The organism is Arthrobacter bambusae (genome assembly GCF_022606295.1).
Classification (GTDB): domain Bacteria; phylum Actinomycetota; class Actinomycetes; order Actinomycetales; family Micrococcaceae; genus Arthrobacter; species Arthrobacter bambusae_A.
On the sequence record NZ_JAHHZS010000032.1, the window covers coordinates 16,936 to 39,749 of the forward strand.

Annotated in this window: 19 protein-coding genes; 8 read left to right on the plus strand and 11 right to left on the minus strand. The window is 64.7% G+C overall.

From position 1 onward, the window contains the following. Positions 1 to 196 precede the first annotated feature (196 nt). The 4 genes from KNN17_RS18025 to KNN17_RS18040 all read left to right on the plus strand — a co-directional run bounded on the left by KNN17_RS18025 (position 197) and on the right by KNN17_RS18040 (position 4,015). Positions 197 to 469, plus strand: coding sequence for a hypothetical protein (locus KNN17_RS18025; protein ID WP_241710292.1), 273 nt, complete (start codon positions 197 to 199; stop codon positions 467 to 469). 87 nt (positions 470 to 556) lie between these two features. Further along, positions 557 to 1,489, plus strand: coding sequence for a threonine/serine dehydratase (locus KNN17_RS18030; RefSeq protein ID WP_241710293.1), 933 nt, complete (start codon positions 557 to 559; stop codon positions 1,487 to 1,489). Positions 1,490 to 1,592: 103 nt separating this feature from the next. Beyond that, positions 1,593 to 2,168 carry an adenylate kinase gene (locus KNN17_RS18035; protein WP_241710294.1) on the plus strand — a complete coding sequence of 192 codons (576 nt, stop codon included), beginning with the start codon at positions 1,593 to 1,595 and terminating at the stop codon, positions 2,166 to 2,168. 41 nt (positions 2,169 to 2,209) lie between these two features. Then, positions 2,210 to 4,015: a glycoside hydrolase family 15 protein gene (locus KNN17_RS18040; RefSeq protein ID WP_241710310.1), complete on the plus strand. Its 1,806-nt coding sequence runs from the start codon at positions 2,210 to 2,212 to the stop codon at positions 4,013 to 4,015. A 6-nt stretch (positions 4,016 to 4,021) separates the two neighbouring features. Here KNN17_RS18040 and KNN17_RS18045 read toward each other — a convergent pair whose 3' ends face one another. Continuing rightward, positions 4,022 to 6,631 carry a bifunctional lysylphosphatidylglycerol flippase/synthetase MprF gene (locus tag KNN17_RS18045; RefSeq protein ID WP_241710295.1) on the minus strand — a complete coding sequence of 870 codons (2,610 nt, stop codon included), beginning with the start codon at positions 6,629 to 6,631 and terminating at the stop codon, positions 4,022 to 4,024. 439 nt (positions 6,632 to 7,070) lie between these two features. Between KNN17_RS18045 and KNN17_RS18050 the strand changes: the two genes are divergently transcribed. After that, entirely contained in the window at positions 7,071 to 7,703 is a 633-nt protein-coding gene (locus tag KNN17_RS18050; RefSeq protein WP_241710296.1) for an SGNH/GDSL hydrolase family protein, read from the plus strand. A gap of 74 nt (positions 7,704 to 7,777) precedes the next feature. Beyond that, complete coding sequence (locus KNN17_RS18055; protein WP_241710297.1) at positions 7,778 to 8,023, plus strand: hypothetical protein; 246 nt, start codon at positions 7,778 to 7,780, stop codon at positions 8,021 to 8,023. Between the two features lie 33 nt (positions 8,024 to 8,056). Here the strand turns inward: KNN17_RS18055 and KNN17_RS18060 are convergent, their stop codons facing one another. From KNN17_RS18060 to KNN17_RS18085, 6 genes are all read right to left on the minus strand, one after another. Continuing rightward, entirely contained in the window at positions 8,057 to 9,451 is a 1,395-nt protein-coding gene (locus KNN17_RS18060) for an AAA family ATPase (RefSeq protein WP_241710298.1), read from the minus strand. A gap of 57 nt (positions 9,452 to 9,508) precedes the next feature. Continuing rightward, the gene (locus KNN17_RS18065; protein ID WP_241710299.1) at positions 9,509 to 10,714 is read right to left on the minus strand and encodes a serine hydrolase domain-containing protein; all 1,206 of its coding nucleotides are present in this window, start codon (positions 10,712 to 10,714) and stop codon (positions 9,509 to 9,511) included. Positions 10,715 to 10,914: 200 nt separating this feature from the next. Continuing rightward, positions 10,915 to 11,727, minus strand: coding sequence for a bifunctional allantoicase/(S)-ureidoglycine aminohydrolase (locus KNN17_RS18070; protein ID WP_078107582.1), 813 nt, complete (start codon positions 11,725 to 11,727; stop codon positions 10,915 to 10,917). Between the two features lie 10 nt (positions 11,728 to 11,737). Continuing rightward, positions 11,738 to 13,006 carry a DUF6986 family protein gene (locus KNN17_RS18075; RefSeq protein ID WP_078107583.1) on the minus strand — a complete coding sequence of 423 codons (1,269 nt, stop codon included), beginning with the start codon at positions 13,004 to 13,006 and terminating at the stop codon, positions 11,738 to 11,740. Between the two features lie 2 nt (positions 13,007 to 13,008). After that, complete coding sequence (gene aceB, locus KNN17_RS18080) at positions 13,009 to 14,604, minus strand: malate synthase A (RefSeq protein WP_241710300.1); 1,596 nt, start codon at positions 14,602 to 14,604, stop codon at positions 13,009 to 13,011. Positions 14,605 to 14,618: 14 nt separating this feature from the next. Beyond that, positions 14,619 to 16,043 (minus strand): NAD-dependent malic enzyme, encoded by a 1,425-nt coding sequence (locus tag KNN17_RS18085; RefSeq protein WP_078107585.1) that lies wholly within the window; start codon positions 16,041 to 16,043, stop codon positions 14,619 to 14,621. Between the two features lie 211 nt (positions 16,044 to 16,254). On the opposite strand from KNN17_RS18085, the gene KNN17_RS18090 reads away from it, so the two are divergent. Beyond that, positions 16,255 to 17,010 (plus strand): IclR family transcriptional regulator, encoded by a 756-nt coding sequence (locus tag KNN17_RS18090; protein WP_078107586.1) that lies wholly within the window; start codon positions 16,255 to 16,257, stop codon positions 17,008 to 17,010. 207 nt (positions 17,011 to 17,217) lie between these two features. On the opposite strand, the gene KNN17_RS18095 is transcribed toward KNN17_RS18090, so the two are convergent. Then, positions 17,218 to 18,708 carry a nucleobase:cation symporter-2 family protein gene (locus KNN17_RS18095; RefSeq protein WP_078107589.1) on the minus strand — a complete coding sequence of 497 codons (1,491 nt, stop codon included), beginning with the start codon at positions 18,706 to 18,708 and terminating at the stop codon, positions 17,218 to 17,220. A gap of 161 nt (positions 18,709 to 18,869) precedes the next feature. Beyond that, the gene (pucL, locus tag KNN17_RS18100) at positions 18,870 to 19,784 is read right to left on the minus strand and encodes a factor-independent urate hydroxylase (protein WP_241710301.1); all 915 of its coding nucleotides are present in this window, start codon (positions 19,782 to 19,784) and stop codon (positions 18,870 to 18,872) included. Positions 19,785 to 20,198: 414 nt separating this feature from the next. Here pucL and KNN17_RS18105 point away from each other — a divergent pair, with 414 nt between their 5' ends. Next, a complete protein-coding gene (locus KNN17_RS18105) occupies positions 20,199 to 20,375 on the plus strand; it encodes a hypothetical protein (RefSeq protein WP_171983492.1) in 177 nt (58 codons plus the stop codon). A gap of 123 nt (positions 20,376 to 20,498) precedes the next feature. Here the strand turns inward: KNN17_RS18105 and KNN17_RS18110 are convergent, their stop codons facing one another. Together KNN17_RS18110 and KNN17_RS18115 are read right to left on the minus strand one after the other, a co-directional pair. Then, positions 20,499 to 21,317 carry a DUF2510 domain-containing protein gene (locus KNN17_RS18110; RefSeq protein WP_241710302.1) on the minus strand — a complete coding sequence of 273 codons (819 nt, stop codon included), beginning with the start codon at positions 21,315 to 21,317 and terminating at the stop codon, positions 20,499 to 20,501. A 34-nt stretch (positions 21,318 to 21,351) separates the two neighbouring features. Beyond that, positions 21,352 to 22,755, minus strand: coding sequence for an 8-oxoguanine deaminase (locus KNN17_RS18115; protein WP_241710303.1), 1,404 nt, complete (start codon positions 22,753 to 22,755; stop codon positions 21,352 to 21,354). Between the last annotated feature and the right edge of the window lie 59 nt (positions 22,756 to 22,814).

Consider the following 22,814-nt stretch of genomic DNA (forward strand, 5'->3'; position numbering starts at 1 on the left):
TATCGAGCGTGCGTGTTTACAGATTACGCCGCCATTCGTCCCTTCACATAGGCCCTGAAATCCGTGGCGACACGGCCCTCGTGGTTATGTTCGTCACTTCGCCCGCGCGCTGACCGTGTCCGGCGTTTTTGCGGATGCATACTGAAGTTATTCGGGCGCGGTGATGGAAGGCAGGTGGCAGCCGGTGGAGACGCTGATGGCTGTAGTGAGGAGCGAGTATTTTCCGGCGGGAGCCGTGCTCTTGGGCGTGGTTTTGTTCTGGACAATCGGCTTGCTCGGCGGGTTGTCCTGGTTGAGCGGAGCCCAGCAGCCCTTGGCAATCCTGACGTGGCTGATCTTCATCTACGGCGTGGTTGTGCTGTCTCCCCTCGCTGGAATCTGGGCCGCCGTGGACCTTGCCCGCCGTTGGTTGCGGAACCGCCAGGCCCGCCGGCAGCAGCTCGGATCGGCCGACGTCGAGTCCTTCTAAGTCCCCACCGGCGTGAGCCCACACGGTAGGCGATAGCCTGAGGCTAGCGCCTGCCCACGATCGGACCGCACGGAACGAGGACCTCCCATGATCACACGCGTCGACGTCGATGAAGCCGCTGCCCGGATTGCGGGGAGGATCCGCCGCACACCCGTCTTCGAGGCGGATGCCGGGACGGTGGCCGGACAATTGTGGTTCAAATGCGAGTTCATGCAGCACACGGGGACGTTCAAGGCGAGGGGCGCGCTCAACCGTGTGCTGGCCGCACGGGAACGCGGCGAGCTCAAGGAAGAAATCGGGATCGTCGTCGCCTCGGGCGGCAACGCGGGGTTGGCGAATGCCTACGCCGCAGCCCAACTCGGTGTGCCCGCAACCGTTTTTGTCCCGGAAACCGCCCCTGCCGTGAAGGTCAGGAAACTCAAGGCCAGCGGAGCCACGGTGGTCCAGCGCGGAACCGAGTACGCCGAAGCATTTGAGGCCGCCCTCGACTACGCCACGGAAACCGGGGCGGTCTACTGCCATGCCTACGACCAAGCCGAAATCGCCGCGGGGGCCGGAACCGTGGGCTCGGAGCTCCTGGACCAGCTGGGCGACATCGACACCGTGGTGGTGGCCGTTGGCGGCGGCGGGCTCATGGCGGGAATCGCGGCCGCCGTCGAAGGCCACGCCCGGGTTGTCGGCGTCGAACCGGACAATGCTCCCACCCTCTATTCGGCCCTCGCCGCAGGCGCACCTGTCGACGTTGCCGTCTCCGGGATCGCCGCGGATTCCCTCGGCGCCCGGCAGATCGGCCGGATCGGTTTCGACGTGGCCGTCCGCACGGGCGTCCGGACGGTCCTGGTGTCCGACGACGACATCGCCGCGGCGCGCTCGCTGCTCTGGGAGCAGTACCGGATAGTCGTGGAACACGGCGCAGCAGCTGCTTTCGCGGCCGTGAACTCCGGAGCGTATGTTCCTGCCGAAGGGGAACGCGTGGCCGTGATTCTTTGCGGTGCCAACACCGACCCCGCCACGGTCTAGGGGCGAGTCAAGCCCTGCCGCGAGCGCTCCGCAGTTGCTAAGCTCGAGCCACAATGCCGGGGCACGCGAAACCGCTTCACGAACGGACAGGTGACATTTGCGATTGATCATCATGGGCCCTCCCGGCTCGGGCAAGGGCACCCAGGCCGAACATATTGCCGGGCATTTCGGTATACCCGCCATTTCCACCGGAGACATCTTCCGCGCGCACGTTGGAGGCAGGACGGAACTCGGAGCCGAAGCGAGCAAGTACATGGACAGCGGCGAGTTCGTGCCGGATCACGTCACCAATGCCATGGTCCGCCAGCGGCTTGGCGGCGCCGATGTCCTGGCTGGGTTCCTCCTGGACGGATACCCCCGCACAACGGCTCAAATCGATGCCTTGGACGGCATCCTGGCCGGCAACCGGCAGGAGCTTGACGCCGTCGTCGAACTAACCGTCGACGACGACGAACTCGTGGCGCGAATGCTCCGCAGGGCGCAGGAGCGGGGCCGCAGCGATGACACAGCGCCGGTGATCCGGCGTCGGCTGGAGCTTTACCGCAACGAGACGCAGGCCGTGGTGGAGCGGTACTCCGAGCGCGGTATCGTGCTCGCTGTGGAAGGTTCCGGCCAGCGGGAAGAGATCACTGCCAAGGCCATAACCGCCATTGAATCAGCACTAGGAAAGGGACTGTGAACGGTCAACCGCCTATCGGCCAGAGAATCGAAGACTATGCGATGATCGGGGACCTGCACACCGCGGCCCTGGTCAGCACGACGGGCTCCATAGACTGGCTGTGCCTCCCACGTTTCGATTCGCCCGCGTGTTTCGCCGCGCTCCTGGATTCACCGCAAGCAGGGCGCTGGCTTTTGGCGCCTGAGGCCGGGGGAATCTGCACGCGCCGGCAGTACCGGGACGGAACCCTCATCCTGGAAACAGACTGGGAAACCGAGGAGGGGCACGTCCGGGTCATCGACTTCATGCCCCCGCGCGACGCCGTCGCGGACATCGTGCGGGTTGTTGAAGGGATCCGCGGGACGGTCAAGATGCGCGGCGAGCTGATCCTGAGGTTCGACTACGGGCACGTCGTGCCTTGGGTGCGCCGCGACAGGCATGGCCTCCGCGCCGTTGCCGGTCCGGACTCCGTCTACCTCAAGACCCCGGCGCCGTTGAAAGGCAAGGACTTCACGACGGTCAGCGAATTCACGGTGAACGCCGGCGACCACATCCCCTTCGTGCTGACCTGGGCTCCGAGCCACGAACGGCGGCCACGCACGGTCGAGGCAGATATCGCGCTCGACGACACCGCGGCGTTCTGGATGGACTGGTCCAAGCGTTGCACCGTCCGGGGGCCTTACCGGAAAGCCGTACTGCGTTCCTTGATCACGTTGAAGGCCCTCACCTACGCGCCCACCGGGGGCATTGTTGCCGCCGCCACCACCTCGCTGCCCGAGCAGATCGGCGGCCCGCGGAACTGGGACTACCGCTATTGTTGGCTCCGTGACGCCACGTTGACCCTCCAGGCCTTCCTCGCAGCGGGCTATACCGAGGAGGCCGCCGCGTGGCGGGACTGGCTCCTGCGTGCTGTGGCAGGCGACCCGGCCGACCTCCAGATCATGTACAGCCTGCACGGACGCCGGAGGTTGCCTGAGGCGGAGCTGACCTGGCTTTCGGGGTACCAGGGGTCGACGCCGGTGCGCACCGGGAATGCGGCAGCGGAGCAGCTTCAGCTGGACGTCTGGGGAGAAGTCCTCGACTGCCTGTCCCTGACCCGCGCATCGTTGATGAACGTCGGCGATGAGACCTGGGCAATCCAGACCGCCCTGATGCGCCACCTTGAGAGCACCTGGGACCAGCCGGACAACGGGCTCTGGGAAGTACGCGGCCCGCGGCGGCACTTCGTGCACTCCAAGGTGATGGCCTGGGTTGCAGCTGACCGCATGGTCCGCGGAATCCGTGAATCGGGGATGCCCGGCCCCTTGGATCGCTGGGAGGCTTTGCGGGACACCATCCATGACGAAGTCATGACCCACGGATTCGACGCGGACCGCAACACCTTTGTCCAGTCCTATGGGAGCAAGGAACTGGACGCGAGCCTTCTCCTGATCCCCAAAGTAGGCTTCCTGCCGCACGACGATCCACGCGTGATCGGCACCATTGACGCCATCCAGCGCGAGCTCACGGAAGACGGCTTTGTGCTGCGCTACCGTCCGCAGGACAGCGACGACGGGCTGCCGGGCAGGGAAGGAGTCTTCCTTGCGTGTTCCTTCTGGATGGTGGACGCGCTTTTGGGGGCCGGGCGCCGCGCGGAGGCGACGGCACTCTTCGAGCGGCTTCTGGCCTTGCGCAATGATGTGGGACTGTTGAGCGAAGAATGGGACGTCCAGGAGGGCCGGCAACTTGGCAATGTCCCCCAGGCCTTCAGCCATTTCGGCATGGTGCTCAGTGCCTTGCAACTTCACCACGGCAAAGCGCACCACAGCAATGTACCGATCGGCGGGGTCCCGCCGTCGGACACGTCGCCAGGGTCGCATGAATCGTAGCCGGCTTCAGGAGCGGCCTTGAGCTGAGGTTCCGGCGCGCTTGGGCCAGCGGAAGATCCGGCCTGCCAAGGCAAGCCCGGCCCCGAGGTTGAGCATTGGCAGGTAGGCCCGCGCCACGGCGGTTCCAACGGCAGGCAGGGACGCGGCATCGGGGTAGAGCATGTAGAGGGGCTCGTACCGGGGCCGGAACTTTGCCTTGAACGCCAAGAGGGACCTGAACCCGTACACCGGTTCCAAAGTCGCCCCCAACCAGTCGAGCAAGCGGTCGAGGTTGCCCGGAGGCCGGGATCGGAGCCTCGGGCGTGGCATCTCGGAAGGATCCTCTTCGACCCGTGCCAAGGGCGCACCGGAAAGGCTCACGAATTCGCATCCTTCATCCTTGAGGCTGAGGGCCGCGGAAGCGATGAGGAATTCGATGCTGGCACGGAAGCCGCCGCTGCGTCGTCGCATGAAATCCAGGGTCCAGCCCACGATGTGCCCGTTGCGGTAAACGGGCAACCAGGAGGTGACGGCGTGAACGGTGTGGCGCTGGTCGATTGCGAGCAGGCAACGCACTTCGGGGTCGTCGAGCTCGTCGAGGCTGCCTAGGGTGAAGCCCATTTCGGGCATGTTCTTGTCAGCCACCCATTCTTCGGAGATTTCCTCGATCTGGACCTGGACGGAGAACGGCGCCGAGGCGTAACGCGTCCATTCGTAGCGGATGCCCGCCTTCGAGGCATTGTTCAACGCCGTGCGGATGTCCTGGAACTTCTTCCCCTTGAAGGACACCGAATGCAAAGGCAGGATCGTTTCCTGGGCTACTTGTGCCGAGCTCCAACCGGAGGCATCAGCGTGGTCGCGCAATTCCTGGGGTACGGAGTAGAAACACGGCGTCCACCCATTGCCCCTGCAATAGAGGACAAATTCGTCGAAGACGGCCTTCATCTCGGATTTGGGGCCCACCGGGCCGCCGAGCGTGAGGGCGACCCCCGTGCTGACCCGGTAGGCGACAAAGGACTGCCCGGACGCTGAGAACCAGTACATGTTTCCCGGCCAGGTGGTCATCCAGGACAGCGAGCTTCCCTCCCACGTCTTGATGACCTTCCGGGCACGCTCCGTACTGGCGTCGTGCCGGGTGTGGGACTGGTGGAGGAAAGTCCTGAAGATCAGGACACCCGCGACGGCCCAGAAGACGACCCCCACGCCCTCGTACACGAGAACGGCGGCCGTGCCCAGGGGGAAGATGGCCGGGGGCACGTCCAGGACGAAGCCCAGCGGAAGGAAGCGGTCAGGGACATCCGCCAGTAGGTCCGGCAGCCCCGGAACAGGGGAGAATTCCCGGGCAAGGAAGAGCCCGGCGCCCACATAGACAACACTGAGCACGGCCGCCATCGCGAGAACCCTGATGGCGAGGCGTCTGTAAGTCCCCTTCGGCGCCTTGACGTGAAACAGCTTCCGGGTTGCGAGCAGGATGATGGTCAACGCAAGGGGCAAAAGGAGGGGGAGTGCCAAGGTGAATGGCTGCGAGGAGGCCGAACCTTCGATTGCGACGATCCCCTCGCTCGCACCGGTGTCCGAAGTAGACGGCTGCAGGACTCCGGCGAGTGCAATTCCGGCCAGGACGGAAAGGCCCACCTGGATCACGAGCGTCCCCACCCATGCAAAGCGCCGTCCACGGCGGAGGCCCTCCGCAAGCAGGAGCAGGAGGAAGGACGGAAGGATGGCCATGAAGATCCCACCGGCGCCGGCGCGCAACTGCAGCTGTGCGACGGCACAGTCCTTCGCTTGCGCCGGATCCGAACAGAGGCTCTGGAGTGTCTGGGGATCGACAGGTTGGATGTTGGTAAACAGGAAACGCAGGATGGACAACGGTCCCACGGCATGCGGGATCAGGCCGGCGACCACCGGTCCGATCGCCGATGCGGCAATGAGCAGCGAGAGCAGCACCCGGCCTTCGTGCCGGGAACTGACCGGGCGCGCGAACCGCGGCCGACGGCCCATCAGGAATGGACCGAGAGCCATGCCCGCACCTGCGGCGCCGAGCCTGACCAGATCCGCAAAGCCTCCGCTGTACAGGGCCAGGAGAAGGAGCAGGGCGGAGACGACCAGCCGGATGCGGCGCCTCCACAGGGTTGGCACGGACGCAGTTCCCGCCATCGCCGTACCGATGATGAATGCACTCGGACCGAAGAAGAGGTGACTGCCTATCTCCTCGGTCCAGTTACCGAGCAGGCCCTGGGCCACAGCAAGGAATCCAAGGGCAATGCCGACGCCAAGAATCTGGCTGGAGACCGCAGCTATGGCGAACGCTCGCCGCCCCATTCGCCGCTCCAAAGGCACGCCCAGCAGCAGCACCAACGCAGTATCCAGCACATAGCCCGTCAGATCCCTGGCCCAGGCGGCGGAAGCCACGATGGCCTCCCAGTGATCAGGCAAGGAGCGGGGGGTCAGGGCGACGTTGAGCCGCCACTGCGCGTCCGGTCCGGTGGCAAGACTTGAGGTCAGGGCTCCCAATCCCCAGAAAACGATGACAAAGCCCAACGTGAGCTGCGCTGAGCGCAGCCTTCCCGTCCATGATCGCCGCAAGCGGACGTCCGGGACAGGCGGGGTTCCCGGCTTGGGCGCCGGTGCGTGCACGGGGTTCCTATCTGTGCGTCGGAAGGATGGGGGTGCGAAATGAAATTCTTCCACACCGGCCGTCCGACGAGGTTAATTCCGACGTCGCGGTGACCTTCCCGGTCCCGATCCAATAGACTCCGACGTAGGCAGGCCGGCGGCTCGCACCGTCACCCGCCTATGAGTAATGGAATGGTGCTTCACCACCGCTAAACCGAACAGAAAGCAAGCCCGGTACAGGACGATGCACAAATCTCGCATATTCCGCTTCTCTGCGTCCGTGATCGCCGCCGGAGTGCTCTTGGCGGGCTGTTCGCAAGCGGCCACCGTACCGTCCGACTCATCCGGCGGCAGGCAAACAGCGGCACCGATTGCCCCCTCGGGGAGTCCGGCGGCAGCGGGCCAAGGTCCCAGGAAGGTTGATTCGGGGCAGGACCCGTCAAAGCTTCCCGTGGGGTCCTTGTACAAGAATCCCGGCGACAACCGGAACGAGATCATCCTCGCGGACGTCCGGCACACGGCCGTCCTGATTGGCGACTCACAGTCCCAGCCTGAAGGATCCTGGCCGCGGGCAGCCTTGGGCGCCATTGGCTACAAGGTGTACACAGTCGGTCGCGGCGGAACGGGTTTCGTGGCCGCCACGAGCACCACCGGCAACTATATCGATGCGCTGCAACGCGGAGACTGGGTACTGCCGTATGGGACGCCACCCCTGATCGTCCTCCAAGGCGGCGGCAACGATGCTTCCCGCAAAGTGAGCGATGAGCAGATCACGAGCAATGCCAACAGGCTCATTGCAGCCCTCAGGAAGAGGTATCCGCTGGCGAAGATTGCGATGATCGGAACCCTGGCAAGGGGTACCAACGCCGGCGGTGGCCGCCGTACGCAGGTTGACGCGCTACTGGGCACCATCGCGGCAAAGGCCGGAGCGACCTTCTTCAGCGTGGGCGATTGGATCACCAAATATCAGGTCGCCGGGGACCTGGTGGACGGCGTGCACCTGAATGCTGCCGGGCATGCCAAGCTCGCTGGTGTCCTGGCGGCAGACATGGCCGCGGCGGGACTTCGCTTGCCTGCGGATCCTGTCAACTGACCCGTCTCCACAGTCACGGACCTGCGCCAAGATTGACGCTGGCAGAACTTCGTGCGCCGGAGAACAATTGATCTATGGTCAGCTATTCAGCCCTTGAAGACGCGTCCAGCAAGAATCCGCATGACTGGGGCCGGGCGATGGCAACGGCGATGACGAAGCTCCTGGATGCGGCTCGGATTGACGGACGGCATTTTGAACACGAGTTCCTCTACGGCGAGGAACTGCGCCTGAGGATCGACGAGAACAACGGCGGAGCCACGGTCAAGCTCACGTGGACGCCCGCGGACCAAGAGCCCGAACAGGAGGGCAACCCCGGCTGAGCGCGCCCTTGGCGTACTGAGCTTGGGCGGCGGCTACTCCTTTGCGAGGGGCCCACGGTCGTCGCTTCCGAGCAGGCTCCGTGTGAGGGCCTCGCCATCGGCCATGAGCTGGCCCACCGCGTCGCCCAGGTGCGAATCGCCGGGAGCCTGGCCTGCCGTCGCGGCCGCTACCACCGAGCGTCGGATCAGTTCCTTGGCGAACGACGCCGTAGTGCCGGCTGTGTGGGCAGCGGCACCTTCGATCGCCGAAGGGGAGAACCGGAGTCCGCTCGAATACAGCTTCAATAGCTCCACCCGTTCGTGCTTGGACGGAAGGGGTATTTCAACCGCCAGGTCCACTCGTCCAGGCCGCTGGGAGAGTGCCCGTTCCAAAAGTTCCACGCGATTGGTGGTCAACACGAACGCGACGTCAGCGTCGTTGTCCAACCCGTCCATGGCGTCGAGCACTTCGAAAAGAAAAGGTCTGGGTCCGTGGCCGAAGCTGCGGTCCTCGGCGATCAGATCGCAGTCCTCCAGCACCACGATGGACGGCGCCAAGGCCCGGGCCATCTTGGCTGCCTCGGCAATCCTGGCGAGCGAACCGCCGGAGAGGAGTACCGCCGTCGTACCCTCGCTTTGGCTGAGCAGGTACCGGACCGTGTGTGTTTTGCCGGTGCCCGGCGGCCCGTAGAGGAGGAGGCCGCGCTTGAGATGCTGTCCGTGCGCAGCCAGGATGGCCGATTGCCGGGCAATGCCCAGGGTGTGGCCCTCCACTTTGTCGAGGAGGCCGGCCGGAAGGACCACGTCGCTGCTGGCCAGCTCCGGGCGCCTGATGAAGGTCACCCCGCTGATGTTCGGCCCGTAATCGCTGACTGCGAGGGCGACGATCTGGCCTTTGAAAACACTCTGGCGTTCCATGTCGCGACGCACCTCCGCCAGAAGCCCGGATGCGACGGCAGGGCGGGTGGCCAGGACTTCGAGCGAGACAGTCTGCCGGTGTCGTTCCATCTTGGCCTCGCGCTGGAGGACTGCCACGGGCGAGCCGCCATAGTTGAAAAGCCACAGTCCCAGCGCCACGGCCTGGCGCTGGGAATCCGGCCCCGTGGCCAGGTTGGTGTAATCCGGCTGGGCGATGGGAAAGCGCGGATAGCTGCGGGACTGCTGGAGCATATCGCTGAAGGACATATGGTGGCGTTGATCGCCACCGCCGATGCCTACCAGCCGATAGTCCGGATCCCGGCCGGCAAGCCTTTCCATGACGATGTCCACATCCACCAACCGGTGCGGCGGGATCTCCTCCGCCACCACGGATAGTTCATGTGCGGGCACGCCGAGATGCCCGGTCAGCGCCTGCAGCAGCTGCTCGGCGTCGGACTGGTCCAATCCAGACTGGGCCAATCGGGTCAGTGTTGCGAAGTCCTCGATGAATTTCCCCAGATTCTCATCCATGGTCAGACCCTAGCAGGAGGGGAATTGCATGGTCAGGGGCGCCGGCATCGGAGTGAATCAGCAGAGTCCGTTCATCGCCGCGATGCCCACCTCCCGGAGCTGTTCGAACTCCGGCTGGCCGCTCCCGTCTGTCGACTCAAGGTGCTTTTCCGTGTCGGAGGGATAGGCGAAGCTCATCGCTATCTGGCGGCTCCCGTCGCTCGTGGACAACGCGATGCTCGCAAACCAGGTGCTGCCCCCATAGCCGTAGTAGAAACCGTTGGTGCATTCGTCATTCCAACGCTGCAACCCGAGTCCGTGGTCCTCCTGCCACATGGTTTGCATGTCGCGGAGGGTGTCCGCCGTCAGGAGGCGGCCTTGCATGAGCGCTGCATAGAACGTGTTGATGTCGCCCACCGTCGAGATGACCCCCTCGGCGGGGGAAGCGATGAGATACTCCGGCTGCGAGGCGTTGATGCGCTCGCCGTCGATGAATTCGTAGCTCTGGATCATGTCGCGGGCATCGCGATCCGGCTCGGCTGCCAGCGAGGTGTGGCTCATTCCCAGCGGCGCGAAGATGTCCGAATTCAGGACATCGCCGAGTGGTCGGCCGCGGAGCTTTTGCAGGATCGCGGCGAGGACGAAGTAGTTGGCATCCGAGTAACGGAAGAGCTGGAAGTTTGCGTGCGCCCACGGAACCGTCCCGGCCATCCGGAGATAGTCCTGGATGCTGAACCTCGTGTCGATGGCCTGTTTGGGCGGCATGGCCTTCAAGATGGCTTCCGGCGCATCGGGCAGGCCGGAACTGTGGTTCAGAAGGGAGCGGATGGTGACGGGGCCAGGCGGATGGTCGAGCTGCTCGAATTCCGGGAAGTATTCCGTGACGGGGTCCTCAAGGCCAAGCTTTCCTTCCTGGACCAGCTTGAGCACCGAGACCGCCACCATCGACTGAGTGATGCCGCCGGCCTGGATCCGGTCGGTTACGGCAACGGGTTCGCCGGTTTCGACGTCTTGGCTTCCATAGGCCTGGGACCATTCCCGACCCCGGACTTTGATCTGGACGACGACGGCCGGCGCACCCCGGTTGAGCATTTCATGCGCGAAGAAATCCGCAACAGGGGACTCAGGAAGTGCCGCCTGCGAATCGGATAGCGAAGTGTCCGCCGGGGGTTCGCTTGTCAGGGGGTAGGTGCAAGCTCCGGACACCAAGCTCAAAGCCAGGACCGCGGCGACCCGCGCTCGCCGCGACGTCCGGGAAGTCCGAGAGGCCCGCGCAGCCTCCATGGCTGCCTCCTGAAGCAACGCTGCAGGGCAACGGCTGGGCGCCCTTGCCCCCTAGCTTCGATCGTCCTCTTCCCAAGCGAGGGGGTCAACGCCGAGAACGCAGGTGCCCCCCAAACCCAACTGACTCGCAGTAGTTGTCGTTATGAGCGCTCATAACGACATTAACTGCGAGCCAGTTGGGGAAGCCGGAAGGACGAGTCCTAGGTCAGTTTGATCTGCCGGTTCATGTCCTTGTACAGCAAATAACGGAACTGGCCCGGACCGCCGGCGTAGCAGGCCTGCGGGCAGAAGGCGCGGAGCCACATGAAGTCGCCGGCTTCCACTTCCACCCAGTCATTGTTGAGCAGGTACATGGCTTTGCCCTCAAGCACGTAGAGGCCGTGCTCCATGACGTGGGTCTCCGGGAACGGGATGACCCCGCCCGGCTGGAACGTCACAATGTTCACCTGCATGTCGTGGGCCAGGTCGCTGGAATCCGTGAAGCGGGTGGTCTTCCAGGCGCCATCGGTGTCCGGCATCGCGGTGGGTTCCACCTCGGCATCACTCGTTACGAAGGACTTTGCCTCGTAACCCTCAAGCCGTTCGTAGGCCTTGCGGATCCATTGGAAGGAGACGATGTCGTCGGAGACGTTTTCCAGGCCCCAGGAGGCACCGGCGGCGAGGTAGGCATAACCGCCCTCCTCGAGCTCGTGCAGTTCGCCGTCGAGAGTCAGGTTGACCTTGCCCTTGGTGACGAAGACGACGCCTTCGACGCCGGCCTCGAACTCGGCCTTGGGAGCGCCGCCTCCCGGGCCGATCTCAACGATCAACTGAGAGAACGTGGTGGCGAATCCGGAAATGGGGCGGGCCAGGATCCAGGAACGGGTGTTGGAGAAGCCCGGCAGGGTGCTGGTCACGATGTCCGTCATGACACCCTTGGGGATCACGGTGTAGGCCTCGGTGACGATGGCCCGTTCCGTGGTGAGGTGGGTCTGCGGCGGCAGCCCGCCCTGGGGGTAGTAGTACTTTCCCATCATTGGATCCTTACTTGGAGGTGGTGTGTGCGAGCCGCGGATGCGCCAGTGCAGTCAGCCGGGGGAGTTCGACGCCGGCAAGCGCCAGCACTTCTTCGGAACCCACCGCTCCGCATTGGACGCCGCGCAGGACGAAGGCGGCCAGGGCGCGGGCGGTGGCGGGTTCGTCCATGACGCCGCCTTCGGTACGCTCCACGTAGTTGCGGAGGCGGGCCGCGGCGGCAGGCAGGCCCTCGCGGTAGAAGGCGTACGTTGCCGCGAAGCGACTCGGCAACTGGGCAGCGTGCAGGTCCCAGCCCTGGTAATAGCCGCGTTCAAGGGAGCGGCGGACCAAACGACCGTGCAGCTTCCACGCGTTTTCCACGTTGTCCCCCACAGGGATGATGTTGGTGGAGCCGTCGGAGAGCCGGATGCCCGTTCCCGCGACGGCCAGCTGCATGACTTCCTTGGCGAAATCGGCCACCGGGTGCTCCATGGACTGGTACTCCGCGGAAATCTGCAGCGAAGCGGAGTAGTCGTAGGTGCCGTAATGCAATGCGCTGATACGGCCCGGAACTGCGTGCGGAAGCCGGGCAACGGGGGAGGTCCCCTCCGGGCCGAGGATCAGCTGCGGCGTTTCCACCTGGACTTCGAAACGGAGCCGGCCCGCCGGAAGGGAGTGGATCTCTTCCAACCGGGACACTGCGAAGTCCATCGCCTGTACCTGGGCCACTGTGGTGACCTTCGGCAGTGTCAGGATAAGACCCTCGGGCAGTTCCCCGGCGGAGGCCAGCGTGGAGACGAACAGGTCAAGGGTCTTCAGGCCACGTGCCCGGGTGGGGGCCTCGAAGCATTTGAAGCGGATGCCGATGAACGGCGGGGCGGAACCCGCGGAAACGGCTTCGCTGACAGCCTGGGCCGCCGCTACGGCCGCGACGTCTTCCGCTTCGTCACCGCGGTCGCCGTAGCCGTCCTCGAAGTCGAGGCGCAAGTCCTCGATCGGTTCGCTGCGCAACTTGGCAGCCACACGGGTGGCGACGGCGGCAGCCAGTTCAGGCTCCTGGCCCAGAAGCGTGCCGAGCCTTTCGAGACCGCCGTGGGCCTCCGCCGTCGTGATCGCCTGAGCGCCCCATTCTGCGGAGAGCGACGGCGTGAAACGGTCCGCCGGGACGTACACGGTGTGCACGGGCTGGCGGGTGCCGTCGTCGCCAGGGTAGTTGCGTTCCAGCAGCTGGTCGGTCGCGGCCAGCTGGGAGTCTATCGCGGCGAGATCGGCCGCCGAGAAGGAGGATGCGGCCATTCCTACACCAGCTCGTAGGCGGGAGTGGTGAGGAAGTCCGTGTAGTCCTCGGACAGGCAGATGTCCGCGATCAGGCGGCTGGCCGGCTCGTAGAACTTCCCGAAGGTCTCGGCGTCGACCTCGCTGCGCAGGCGGTCGGTCTCTTCGCCCAGGATCTTGGTCACCAGTTCGCGGGTGACCGTGTTGCCGGTGTCAGCCAGGACGGACTTGTTGCGGATCTGCTGCCACACCTGGGACCGGGAGATTTCCGCGGTGGCGGCGTCTTCCATGAGGTTGTGGATGGCAACGGCGCCGCTGCCGGAGAGCCACACGGCGGTGTACGCGACGGCGACATAGAGGTTCAAGCGAAGCCCCGCCTCGGTCACGTGGCCACCGGCGGAGGAAATGTCCAGCAGTTGCTCGGCGGTCACGGAAACCTCGGGTCGCTGCTTGTCCAGCTGGTTCGGCTTCTCGCCCAGCACCGAGTCGAACACTTCGCGGCACGTGGAGACGAGGTCCGGGTGGGCCACCCAGGAACCATCGAAGCCGTCGTTGGCCTCGCGGGTCTTGTCCGCGCGGACCTTCTCGAACGCCTGGGCAGTAACCTCGGGCTCGCGGCGGTTCGGGATGACGGCAGCCATGCCGCCCATGGCGAAAGCGCCGCGCTTGTGGCAGGTCTTGACCAGCAGTTCCGTGTAGGCGCGCATGAACGGGGCCGTCATGACCACGGACGCACGGTCCGGCAGGATGAAGGACTCGCCGGCGTCGCGGAAGTACTTCACGATGCTGAAAAGGTAGTCCCAACGGCCGGCGTTCAGGCCGGACGCGTGGTCCCGCAGTTCGTAGAGGAACTCGTCCATTTCGAAGGCGGCCGGGATGGTTTCGATCAGCATCGTGGCGCGGACGCTGCCCTGCGGGATGCCGAGGTAGTCCTGGGCGAAGACGAAGACGTCGTTCCACAGCCTGGCCTCGAGGTGGCTTTCCATCTTGGGCAGGTAGTAGTACGGGCCGTGGCCGTTGAGCAGGAGCTGCTTGGCCACGTGGAAGAAGTGCAGGCCGAAGTCCACCAGCGCACCCACGGTGGGTTCGCCGTCGAGCAGCAGGTGCCGTTCGTCCATGTGCCAGCCGCGGGGGCGGGCGACGACGACGGCGAGCGGCGCGTCCGTGCGGAGCCGGTATTCCTTGCCCTCCGGGGAGGTGTAGCTCAGGGTGCCCTGGGCGGCGTCGCGGAGGTTCAGGATGGCATCGATGACGTTCGCCCACGTCGGCGTGCTGGCGTCTTCGAGGTCGGCGAGCCATACCTTGGCGCCGGAGTTCAGGGCGTTGATGGCCATCTTGGCAGGGGAGGCCGGGCCGGTCATCTCGACCCGGCGGTCCTGCAATGCCTTGGGTGCTTCGGCGACCTTCCAGTCGCCGTCGCGGATGTCCTGCGTTTCGGGCAGGAAGTCGAGGCGGCCGGTACGGGCCACTTCTTCGCGCTTGGCGACGCGGGCCGCGAGGAGTTCGGTGCGGGTGCCCGCGAAACGGCGGTGCAGTTCCTCCACGAAGGCCAGCGCCTTGGGAGTCAGGATCTCCTCGGCTCGTTCGATCGGCCGGGGGTCTGTGACTGTGAGAGCCATGGGATGGTCCTTTCCTAGAGAGCGCTGGTGGCCTGCGTTTGCTGCTGCCGCGCGTTTGCCGCGTTGGCTGCATTGGCTACGGCTGCGGCGACGTCGGCTGCAACGTGGGGGTCGAAGACGCTGGGGATAATGTAGCTCGCATTCAGTTCATCATCTGCGACCCGGTTGGCGATAGCCTCTGCGGCGGCCACGAGCATTTCCGGGATGATGTCCGATGCTCCGGCGTCGAGCAGTCCGCGGAAGAAGCCCGGGAAGGCCAGCACGTTGTTGATCTGGTTGGGGAAGTCGCTCCGGCCTGTGGCGACCACGGCTGCGTGCTTGGACGCGATCACCGGGTCGATTTCCGGGGTCGGGTTGGCCATGGCGAACACGATTGCGTCCTCGGCCATCGAGGCGACCTGCTCTTCGCCGATAACGTGCGGTGCGCTGACGCCGATGAACACGTCGGCACCCTTGAGGGCTTCGTGCAGCGTGCCGGAGAAGCCGGCCTCGTTGGTGTTCGCCGCAATCCAGGAACGGTGCTCGTCGTCGTACTTTTCGCCTGAGTGGATGGCGCCGGAGCGGCCTGCGGCGACGATGTGCTGCGCGCCCTGGGCCTTGAGGAGCTGGATGATCGCCGAGCCGGCAGCACCGACGCCGGAAACCACAATCTTGACCTCGGACAGCTTCTTGTCGACGACGCGCAATGCGTTGACGAGGGCCGCGAGGGTGACAATCGCGGTTCCGTGCTGGTCGTCGTGGAAGACGGGGATGTCCAGCTCGTCGCGGAGCCGCTTCTCGATTTCGAAGCAGCGCGGGGCTGCGATGTCTTCAAGGTTGATACCCCCGTAGACGGGGGCCATGGCCTTGGCGATCATGATGATTTCTTCAGTGTCCTGGGTGTCCAGGCAGACCGGCCAGGCATCGACGTTGGCGAACTGCTTGAACAGTGCGGCCTTGCCCTCCATGACAGGCAGCGCCGCGGCAGGGCCGATGTTGCCCAGGCCAAGGACGGCCGAACCGTCGGTGAGGACGGCGATCGTGTTGCGCTTGACCGTCAGGTTGCGTGCAGCGGCCGGGTCCTCGGCGATGGCGAGGCAAACGCGTGCGACGCCGGGGGTGTAGGCGCGCGAAAGGTCGTCGCGGTTGCGCAGGGCCACCTTCGGGACGACCTCGAGCTTGCCGCCCAGGTGCATGAGGAAAGTGCGGTCCGAGACGTGCTGGACCGTGACGCCGTCGAGCGCGTTGAGGGCGTCCTTGACGCGGTTGGCGTGGTCTTCGTCCGTGGTGTTGCAGGTGACGTCGACAACCAGGGTGTCGTGGTGCGACTCGGTCACATCCAGTGCGGTGACGGCTGCGCCGGCAGCGCCGACGGCTGCGGCCAGCTCGCTCGTAGCAGTGAAGCTCGACGGCGCGGCGACGCGCAGGGTGATCGAATTTCCGGGGCTCGGGTTCGCCATTGAATTTCCTCCTCGTACAAGGCCCGTGACGGGCCTCCGCTCAAACTGAATGTTTTCGTATTATGGATATTATTATCTACAAAGTGGAAACACAAGCCCCGCTTGGTGAGCGAGCATTCCGGCGTCGCGTGCTGTATCTTGAGTGTTCTAAGCAATTCTTTTCACGATGCGGATAAGAGTTGTCGGATTCCGAGCCATAGGAGACAACGGAATGGCTGAAAAGCCCTCGGGAGGCGTGCAGTCCGTCGAGCGCGTCTTCGAACTGCTGGAACTCATCACCGACGCCGGCGGAGACGTCACGTTGAGCGAACTGTCGTCGTCGACGGACCTGCCGCTCCCCACCATCCACCGCCTGCTGCGCACCTTGGTGTCCCTCGGCTACATCCGGCAGCTGCCCAATCGTCGTTACGCGCTGGGCCCCCGCCTCATCCGGCTTGGCGAAGGCGCCAACAAGCAACTCGGAGCCTTGGCCCGCCCCCAGCTGAAGTCCCTCGTGGACCGGCTCGGCGAAACGTCCAACATGGCCGTGCTGGATTCCGACATGGTCATTTACGTGGCCCAGGTTCCGTCGTTGCACTCGATGCGCATGTTCACCGAGGTGGGCCGCCGCGCACACACGCACGACACCGGCGTCGGGAAGGCTATCCTGGCCCAGCTCGACGACGAGGTGGTCCGCGGGATCGTGGCCCGCACGGGAATGCCGACCCCCACGGCCAAGAGCATCGGGGACATCGACTCCCTGCTCGCCGATCTCGACCGGATCCGCGAACGAGGCTACTCGATCGACGAAGAAGAGCAGGAGATCGGCGTCCGTTGCTTCGCGATGGCCGTCCCCAACGCTCCGACGCCTACCGCCATTTCCGTGTCCGGACCGGTGTCCCGCGTGGACCAGCACTTTGCCGACCGCGCCGTGCCGCTCCTGCGCGAGGCAGCCCTGGCAATCTCGGCCGAGCTGAACCAGAACTAACCCGTCCCGGACGCTCGCTCGCTCACCTATGTGGGGGTTCGGGCGGACGCTCGCTCACCTACGCTCGTTGAACAAGTTGCATCAACACAACTGCTCCCCGGAAATCGGAACTGAAATTCTCAGTCCAACTTCCGGGGAGCAGTTCTTCATGTGAGCGAGGGTCTCAAAAACAGTCCATATACGTGAGCGGGCGTCGGAGGAGGGCCGTCAGTGCTCGGCGGGGCTGTCCGACTTGAGCGGCACTTCCTTGCCTTCGGCGTCGATCAGTTTGCCGTTCTCGAAACGGTCGCCGTGCGCGAGGCATGCAATGTCCGCTTCGCTGACCACGCGGCCCGTTCCTGCCACGAACACGGATTGGTTGTCCGAGTTGCCGGCCTTGAGGTGGTTGAAGAGCACGTTCAGCAGGATGGCCATGAGCGCGGCCGAGCTGATGCCCGAGTGGAAGATCGTGGAGAACCACGCCGGGAACTGGTCGTAGAACTTCGGGGCCGCGATCGGGATCATGCCAAAGCCGATGGACGCCGCCACGATGATCAGGTTCATGTTGTTGCGGTACTCCACCTTGGAGAGCGTCCGGATGCCGCTGGCGGCCACGGTTCCAAAGAGTACGACGCCGGCGCCGCCCAGGACCGGCGTGGGAACCGCTGCGACAACTCGCCCGAGGACGGGCAGCAGGCCGAGGATCACCAGGATGAACCCGCCGGCGCTGACCACGAAGCGGCTCTTGATGCCGGTGATGGCTACAAGGCCGACGTTCTGGGCGAAGGCGCTCTGGGTGAAGGAATTGAAGATCGGCGAGATGGCGCTGGAGAGCATGTCCGCCCGGAGGCCGTTGCCGATACGGCGTGAATCGACTTTGGTTTCCACGATTTCCCCGACGGCGATGATGTCAGCCGAGGTTTCGGTCAAGGTGACGAGGATGACGATCAGCATCGAAACGATGGAAGCGATCTCGAAGGTGGGTGCACCGAACGCGAAAGGCGTGGGGAAAGCCACCACCGGACCTTGGCCGATCTTGGAGAAATCGGCCATGCCCGTAGCGAGGGCGATGACTGTTCCGATGACCATGGCCAGGAGGATGGACAGGCGGGAGATGGCCGCGTTGCCGATCTTGCTCAGGAGCAGGACGATGCCCATAGTGGCCGCCGCGAGGCCGATGTTCGCCACGCTTCCGTAGTTGGGTGCGGCGCTGTTGCCGCCCATGGCCCAGTTGGCCGCGACGGGCATGAGCGTCAGCCCGATGGTGGTGATGACAGTACCCGTGACTACCGGTGGGAAGAACTTGATGATCTTCGAGAAAAGGGGTGTGATCAGCAGGCCGATGAGGGAGGCCACCATGACAGAGCCGAACACCGCCTGGATCCCGCCCCCGCCGTTGACGATCGCCACCATGGTGGAGACGCCGGCGAAGGACACGCCCTGGACCAGTGGCAGTTGCGATCCGAAGAACGGGATGCCGACCGTCTGCAGGATGGTCGCGAGGCCACCCACAAACAAGCAGGCCGCGATCAGGAGGCCGATGTCCTGCGAGGACATGCCTGCGGCGGCTCCGATGATGAGCGGCGGGGCGATGATGCCGCCGTACATGGTCAAGACGTGCTGGAAGCCGTAGGCGAACGTGCTTCCGAGCGAGAGGCGCTTGTCCTCGGGTCGGGCTGGCCCGGACTCTGCGGGGCGGGATTTCTTCTTCGTGTTCATGGCAGACTCTCTTGGTTCATGGCAGACGTCTTTGTCTGGCTAACTTTGTCTGGCTAACAATGTGGTTTTGGGTATGGCTGCCCAACTGACTCGCATTTGATGTCGTTTTGAGGGTCCAAAACGACACTTACTGCGAGCCAGTTGGGCGGGTACCTGGGGGCTTAGCAGAAGCCGGCGATGCCGTTCCACGCAGCCGGGGCAGGTGTGGTGTTGTCGCGCTGGACCGTGGCTTCGATCAAGCCGTACGGGCGGTCGGCGGCAAAGAAGACCTCGTTGGGGTTGTCGAGGCCGAACGGGCTAAGGTCCACCAGGAAGTGGTGCTTGTTGGGCATGGAGAACTTGATCTCGTCCACTTCGCTATGGGCTTCGAGCACCTTCTTGCCCATGTCGAACAGGGTCTGCTGCAGAGCGTGGGAGTAGTTCTCCGTGAAGCCTTCCAGAAGCAGGGCCTTGATGTCTTCGTAGCTCTTGTTGAAGTCGGTCCCGGCGACGTCAAGGCCGGTGCTGTAGCGCCAGCGGGCCGAGACATCGGTGGCCAGGATGCGGTCCGTGGTCTCGGGCAGCGTGGTGTAGCGGTCGCGGGGGTAGCCCACGAAGCCGGACTGCGTGGTCTTGAGGACGGTCAGGTCCTTGAGGCCCGAGATGACGTGCGTGGTGTTGCCTTCCCGGACCACGACGGCGGTGCGGACTTCCTGCCCCTTGCGGACAAAGCTGTGGTCGTGTTCGGAGCCGTGTGCCTGGATGCGGTCCCAGGTGTAGGCCTCGGCTTCCCAACGGCCGCCGGTGACCCACTCGAAGCTTGAGGTGAAGTGTTCGCTCAGGCGCAGGAGGAAGGCTTCAGGGGAGCCGATGCCCTCGCGGGCAAAGGCGTAGACGGTGTTCTTCTGGGTGTCCGTGGCGACGACGTGTGCGTTGTCGCCCTGGAGGTGCGCAGCCTGGAAGTCGCCCCGCAACTGCGAGGTGACGTTGAGGTCTTCGATCTGGTGGCGGTCGGTGTCGCGGGTGACTTTGACGACGCGGACTTCTGCCTTGCCGTACTGGTTGTCGCCGAGGACGATGTTGTTGCTCATGGTCATATCCCAACTTCTATGAGGTGGAACCACTAAGGTCCACCAATGAAATTAAGCGCGTGTTTCATACGCGTTTCTGGTGGAGCCGACCCAACAAAAAAAGAGCCGGCATCCGTTGATGCCAGCTCATTACGACCCTGCCTGCTGCTCCCAGGTTACGTGACCTGCGCCACGAATTGAAGAAAGCGTAGCCCACGTTTGCCAGTGGTGTACATCACTTCCGAAGAATCGTTATCTACTTTCCGATTGTGACCGACGGCGGGTGGCGGCGATGGCGTGCCTCTTGGGCACCCCTTGACGCGGTTCCGGAATCCCCCTTACGATTTCCATATAACAAAAACTGTTTTCCAGCATGTGGAAGTTCAACTGAGAAGAGCCACATCGCCACGGAGAACTTGAGCGCATGAAACAGGAGGACAGATGGACTCGCAGGATAAGAACAACGTCGTGGACTTCCCGGCGCCCGGCCAGGAACTGTACCTGCCGTTCGGCGCCACGGATCCCGACTTCTACATTCCGGCCGATTGTGACCGTATGCCCGGGACGTTCTCCCGCTGGCTGCGCGCCCTCCCGGTATTCGGCCGCCAGCGTTCCTAGGGCTCCTGCCCCGGGGATGAAGGACTCTGCGCAACAGAGCCAAAAAAGGCAGGCGGCACGGCCCCTCAGGGGTCGTGCCGCCCGCCGTTTTGCGTCGTGCGATGGAAAATCCGTCCGGCGAAGCTACATTTGCATGGCCTTGGCGAGGGTGGAAACGATCGAGCCCGCTTTGACCGACACCAGGATCAAGCTCAGTGCAGTCAGGCCAATCAGTGCCCAAACCGGTGCGAGCCCTCGCTGCGGGGCGACCTTGTGGACGATCACTGAACGGCCTACCACGTAGACTCCGGCGCCCAGGAAGGCCCATGCCCAGTGGAAGGGGCGGACTACCCCGTCCCTTTGGAGCTTTTGCCAGTCGAGGTAGGACAAGAGAACGCTGACTCCGTAGATGAGCCAGGCTGAAATAACGAGCAGGAAATATGGAACGCTGAATGCGCTGGGATCGAGGGTCGGTACGCGGCGGGCACCGACGTACCTCACGTGGAAGACCGGGTTCCAGAGCAGCAGGATGATCAGCGTGATCACAGGCAGCAGAGTGACAAGCCAGATGAACGGATTGTAGACCGGGGTCTGTTTGCTGATTTCCGGGCGCGGCGCGGGCTGGACAGGTCCCATGTATTGCCCGGTTCCGCCGTATTGCCCGGTTCCCCCGTACTGCCCCGTTCCGCCGTATTGCCCGGACCTCGCGGCCGCGGGCCACGCTGCGCCGGGCTGACCCGCGCCCGCCTGACCTGCGCCGGGCCACGCTGCGCCGGCCTGACCTGCGCCCGCCTGAGCCGCGCCCGCCTGACCTGCGCCGGCCTGAGCCGCGCCGGCCTGAGCCGGTGGGTTCCACGCGTTCCCGGTCCAGGCGTTGCCGTCCCACCACCGTAGTTGCCCGGAGCCCGAGGGGTCCGGGTACCAACCTGGAGGAGTCGGCGTGTTGTGCTGGGGGACGGTCATGATGTGCCTCCTGATCTACGACCTAATCGAGAGGCTACTCCGAAGCCCTGATGATTTTCTGTGCGGCGGCTGAGTGTTTGGCAATAAGTTCCGGGATGTCCAGGCCGGGAATCTGCCCGTCCACAACGCGCCATTTTCCACCCACCATCACACGGTCGGCGCGGTCCGCGGCGCAGAGCAGCAAGGCCGCGATGGGATCGTGGCTGCCGGAGAAGCGCAGCCCGTCAAGCGTGAACATGGCAAGGTCTGCCTGCATGCCGGGCGCAATCTGGCCGATGTCCGTGCGCCCCAACACTGCGGCGGACCCCCGCGTCGCCCAGCCGAGCGCCCGCTCCACCGGGACGTCCGCGCCGTAGCGCAGCCGCTGCAGGTACAACGCTTGCCGCGCTTCGAGGACCATGTTGGAGGCATCGTTCGACGCCGAACCGTCCACTCCCAGCCCCACCGGAACCCCGGCGGCCTCAAGTTCCAGCACCCGCGCGGTGCCGGACGCGAGCCGCATGTTCGACGTCGGGCAATGCGCGACGGCGGTGCCCGCGGCACCCAGCCGGGCGATCTCGTCGTCGTCGAAATGGATGCCGTGGCCAAGCCAGGTGCGCTTTCCGAGCCACCCGACGCTCTCCAAATAGTCCACGGTGCGCAGTCCGAACATCTCGCGGCAGAAATCTTCCTCGTCGATGGTTTCCGCGAGGTGCGTGTGGAGCCGGACATCCAGCCGTTCGGCCATGGCGGCGCTCTCGGCCATGATCTCCCTAGTCACCGAGAACGGCGAGCAGGGGGCCAAGGCGATCTGGATGACCGCCCCGTCTCCGCGTTCGTGGTACTTCCCGATGAGCCGTTCGCTGTCGGCGAGGATCACCTCAGGACGCTGGACGGTGGACCGCGGCGGCAGTCCGCCGTCGTCCTCGCCCAGCGTCATGGACCCGCGGGTGAGGGTGGCGCGCATCCCGAGTCCGCGTACGACGCCGACCTCGACGTCGATTGCGTCCTCGAGTCCCGCGGGGAAGAGGTAGTGGTGGTCGGCTGCCGTGGTGCAGCCGGACAGCAGGAGTTCGGCGAGCGCGACTTTCACGGCAAGTTCGAGGCTGTCCGGCGTCAACCGCGCCCACACGGGATACAGGTTCTGCAGCCAGGGGAACAGGGGAGCGTTGGCCACCGGGCCCCAGGCCCTCGTGAGGGTTTGGTAGAAGTGGTGGTGCGTGTTGATGAGCCCGGGCAGCAGGACGTGGCTGCCGGCGTCGAACGTTTCATGGCACGGCGCGGATGGACTCTTGCCTGCGGGGACGAGCTCGGCGATTTTCCCATCGCTGACCACGATGCCGCCGCGGGCGTCGAGGCCGTTGGCGGTGAACACTGCGAGGGGATTCTTGATCCAGAGCCGGGAAGAGGCCGGGTCTGTTGCGGGAGTGGTTGGCTGGAAAACGGATGTCGGGGACACGGGGATCCTTGTCTGGTCGGCGTAGTTGCGTTCCAGCTCAGTGGTTCCTGTCTGCTGAT

Coding starts and splice junctions, on each gene's coding strand:
- KNN17_RS18095 (WP_078107589.1), bottom strand. CDS start 18,708: ATGAACACGAAGAAGAAATCCCGCCCCGCAGAGTCCGGGCCAGCCCGA.
- KNN17_RS18060 (WP_241710298.1), bottom strand. CDS start 9,451: ATGGATGAGAATCTGGGGAAATTCATCGAGGACTTCGCAACACTGACC.
- KNN17_RS18025 (WP_241710292.1), top strand. CDS start 197: ATGGCTGTAGTGAGGAGCGAGTATTTTCCGGCGGGAGCCGTGCTCTTG.
- KNN17_RS18030 (WP_241710293.1), top strand. CDS start 557: ATGATCACACGCGTCGACGTCGATGAAGCCGCTGCCCGGATTGCGGGG.
- aceB (WP_241710300.1), bottom strand. CDS start 14,604: ATGGCTCTCACAGTCACAGACCCCCGGCCGATCGAACGAGCCGAGGAG.
- KNN17_RS18085 (WP_078107585.1), bottom strand. CDS start 16,043: ATGGCGAACCCGAGCCCCGGAAATTCGATCACCCTGCGCGTCGCCGCG.
- KNN17_RS18090 (WP_078107586.1), top strand. CDS start 16,255: ATGGCTGAAAAGCCCTCGGGAGGCGTGCAGTCCGTCGAGCGCGTCTTC.
- KNN17_RS18110 (WP_241710302.1), bottom strand. CDS start 21,317: ATGACCGTCCCCCAGCACAACACGCCGACTCCTCCAGGTTGGTACCCG.
- KNN17_RS18070 (WP_078107582.1), bottom strand. CDS start 11,727: ATGGGAAAGTACTACTACCCCCAGGGCGGGCTGCCGCCGCAGACCCAC.
- KNN17_RS18065 (WP_241710299.1), bottom strand. CDS start 10,714: ATGGAGGCTGCGCGGGCCTCTCGGACTTCCCGGACGTCGCGGCGAGCG.
- KNN17_RS18040 (WP_241710310.1), top strand. CDS start 2,210: ATGATCGGGGACCTGCACACCGCGGCCCTGGTCAGCACGACGGGCTCC.
- KNN17_RS18075 (WP_078107583.1), bottom strand. CDS start 13,006: ATGGCCGCATCCTCCTTCTCGGCGGCCGATCTCGCCGCGATAGACTCC.
- KNN17_RS18105 (WP_171983492.1), top strand. CDS start 20,199: ATGGACTCGCAGGATAAGAACAACGTCGTGGACTTCCCGGCGCCCGGC.
- pucL (WP_241710301.1), bottom strand. CDS start 19,784: ATGACCATGAGCAACAACATCGTCCTCGGCGACAACCAGTACGGCAAG.
- KNN17_RS18055 (WP_241710297.1), top strand. CDS start 7,778: ATGGTCAGCTATTCAGCCCTTGAAGACGCGTCCAGCAAGAATCCGCAT.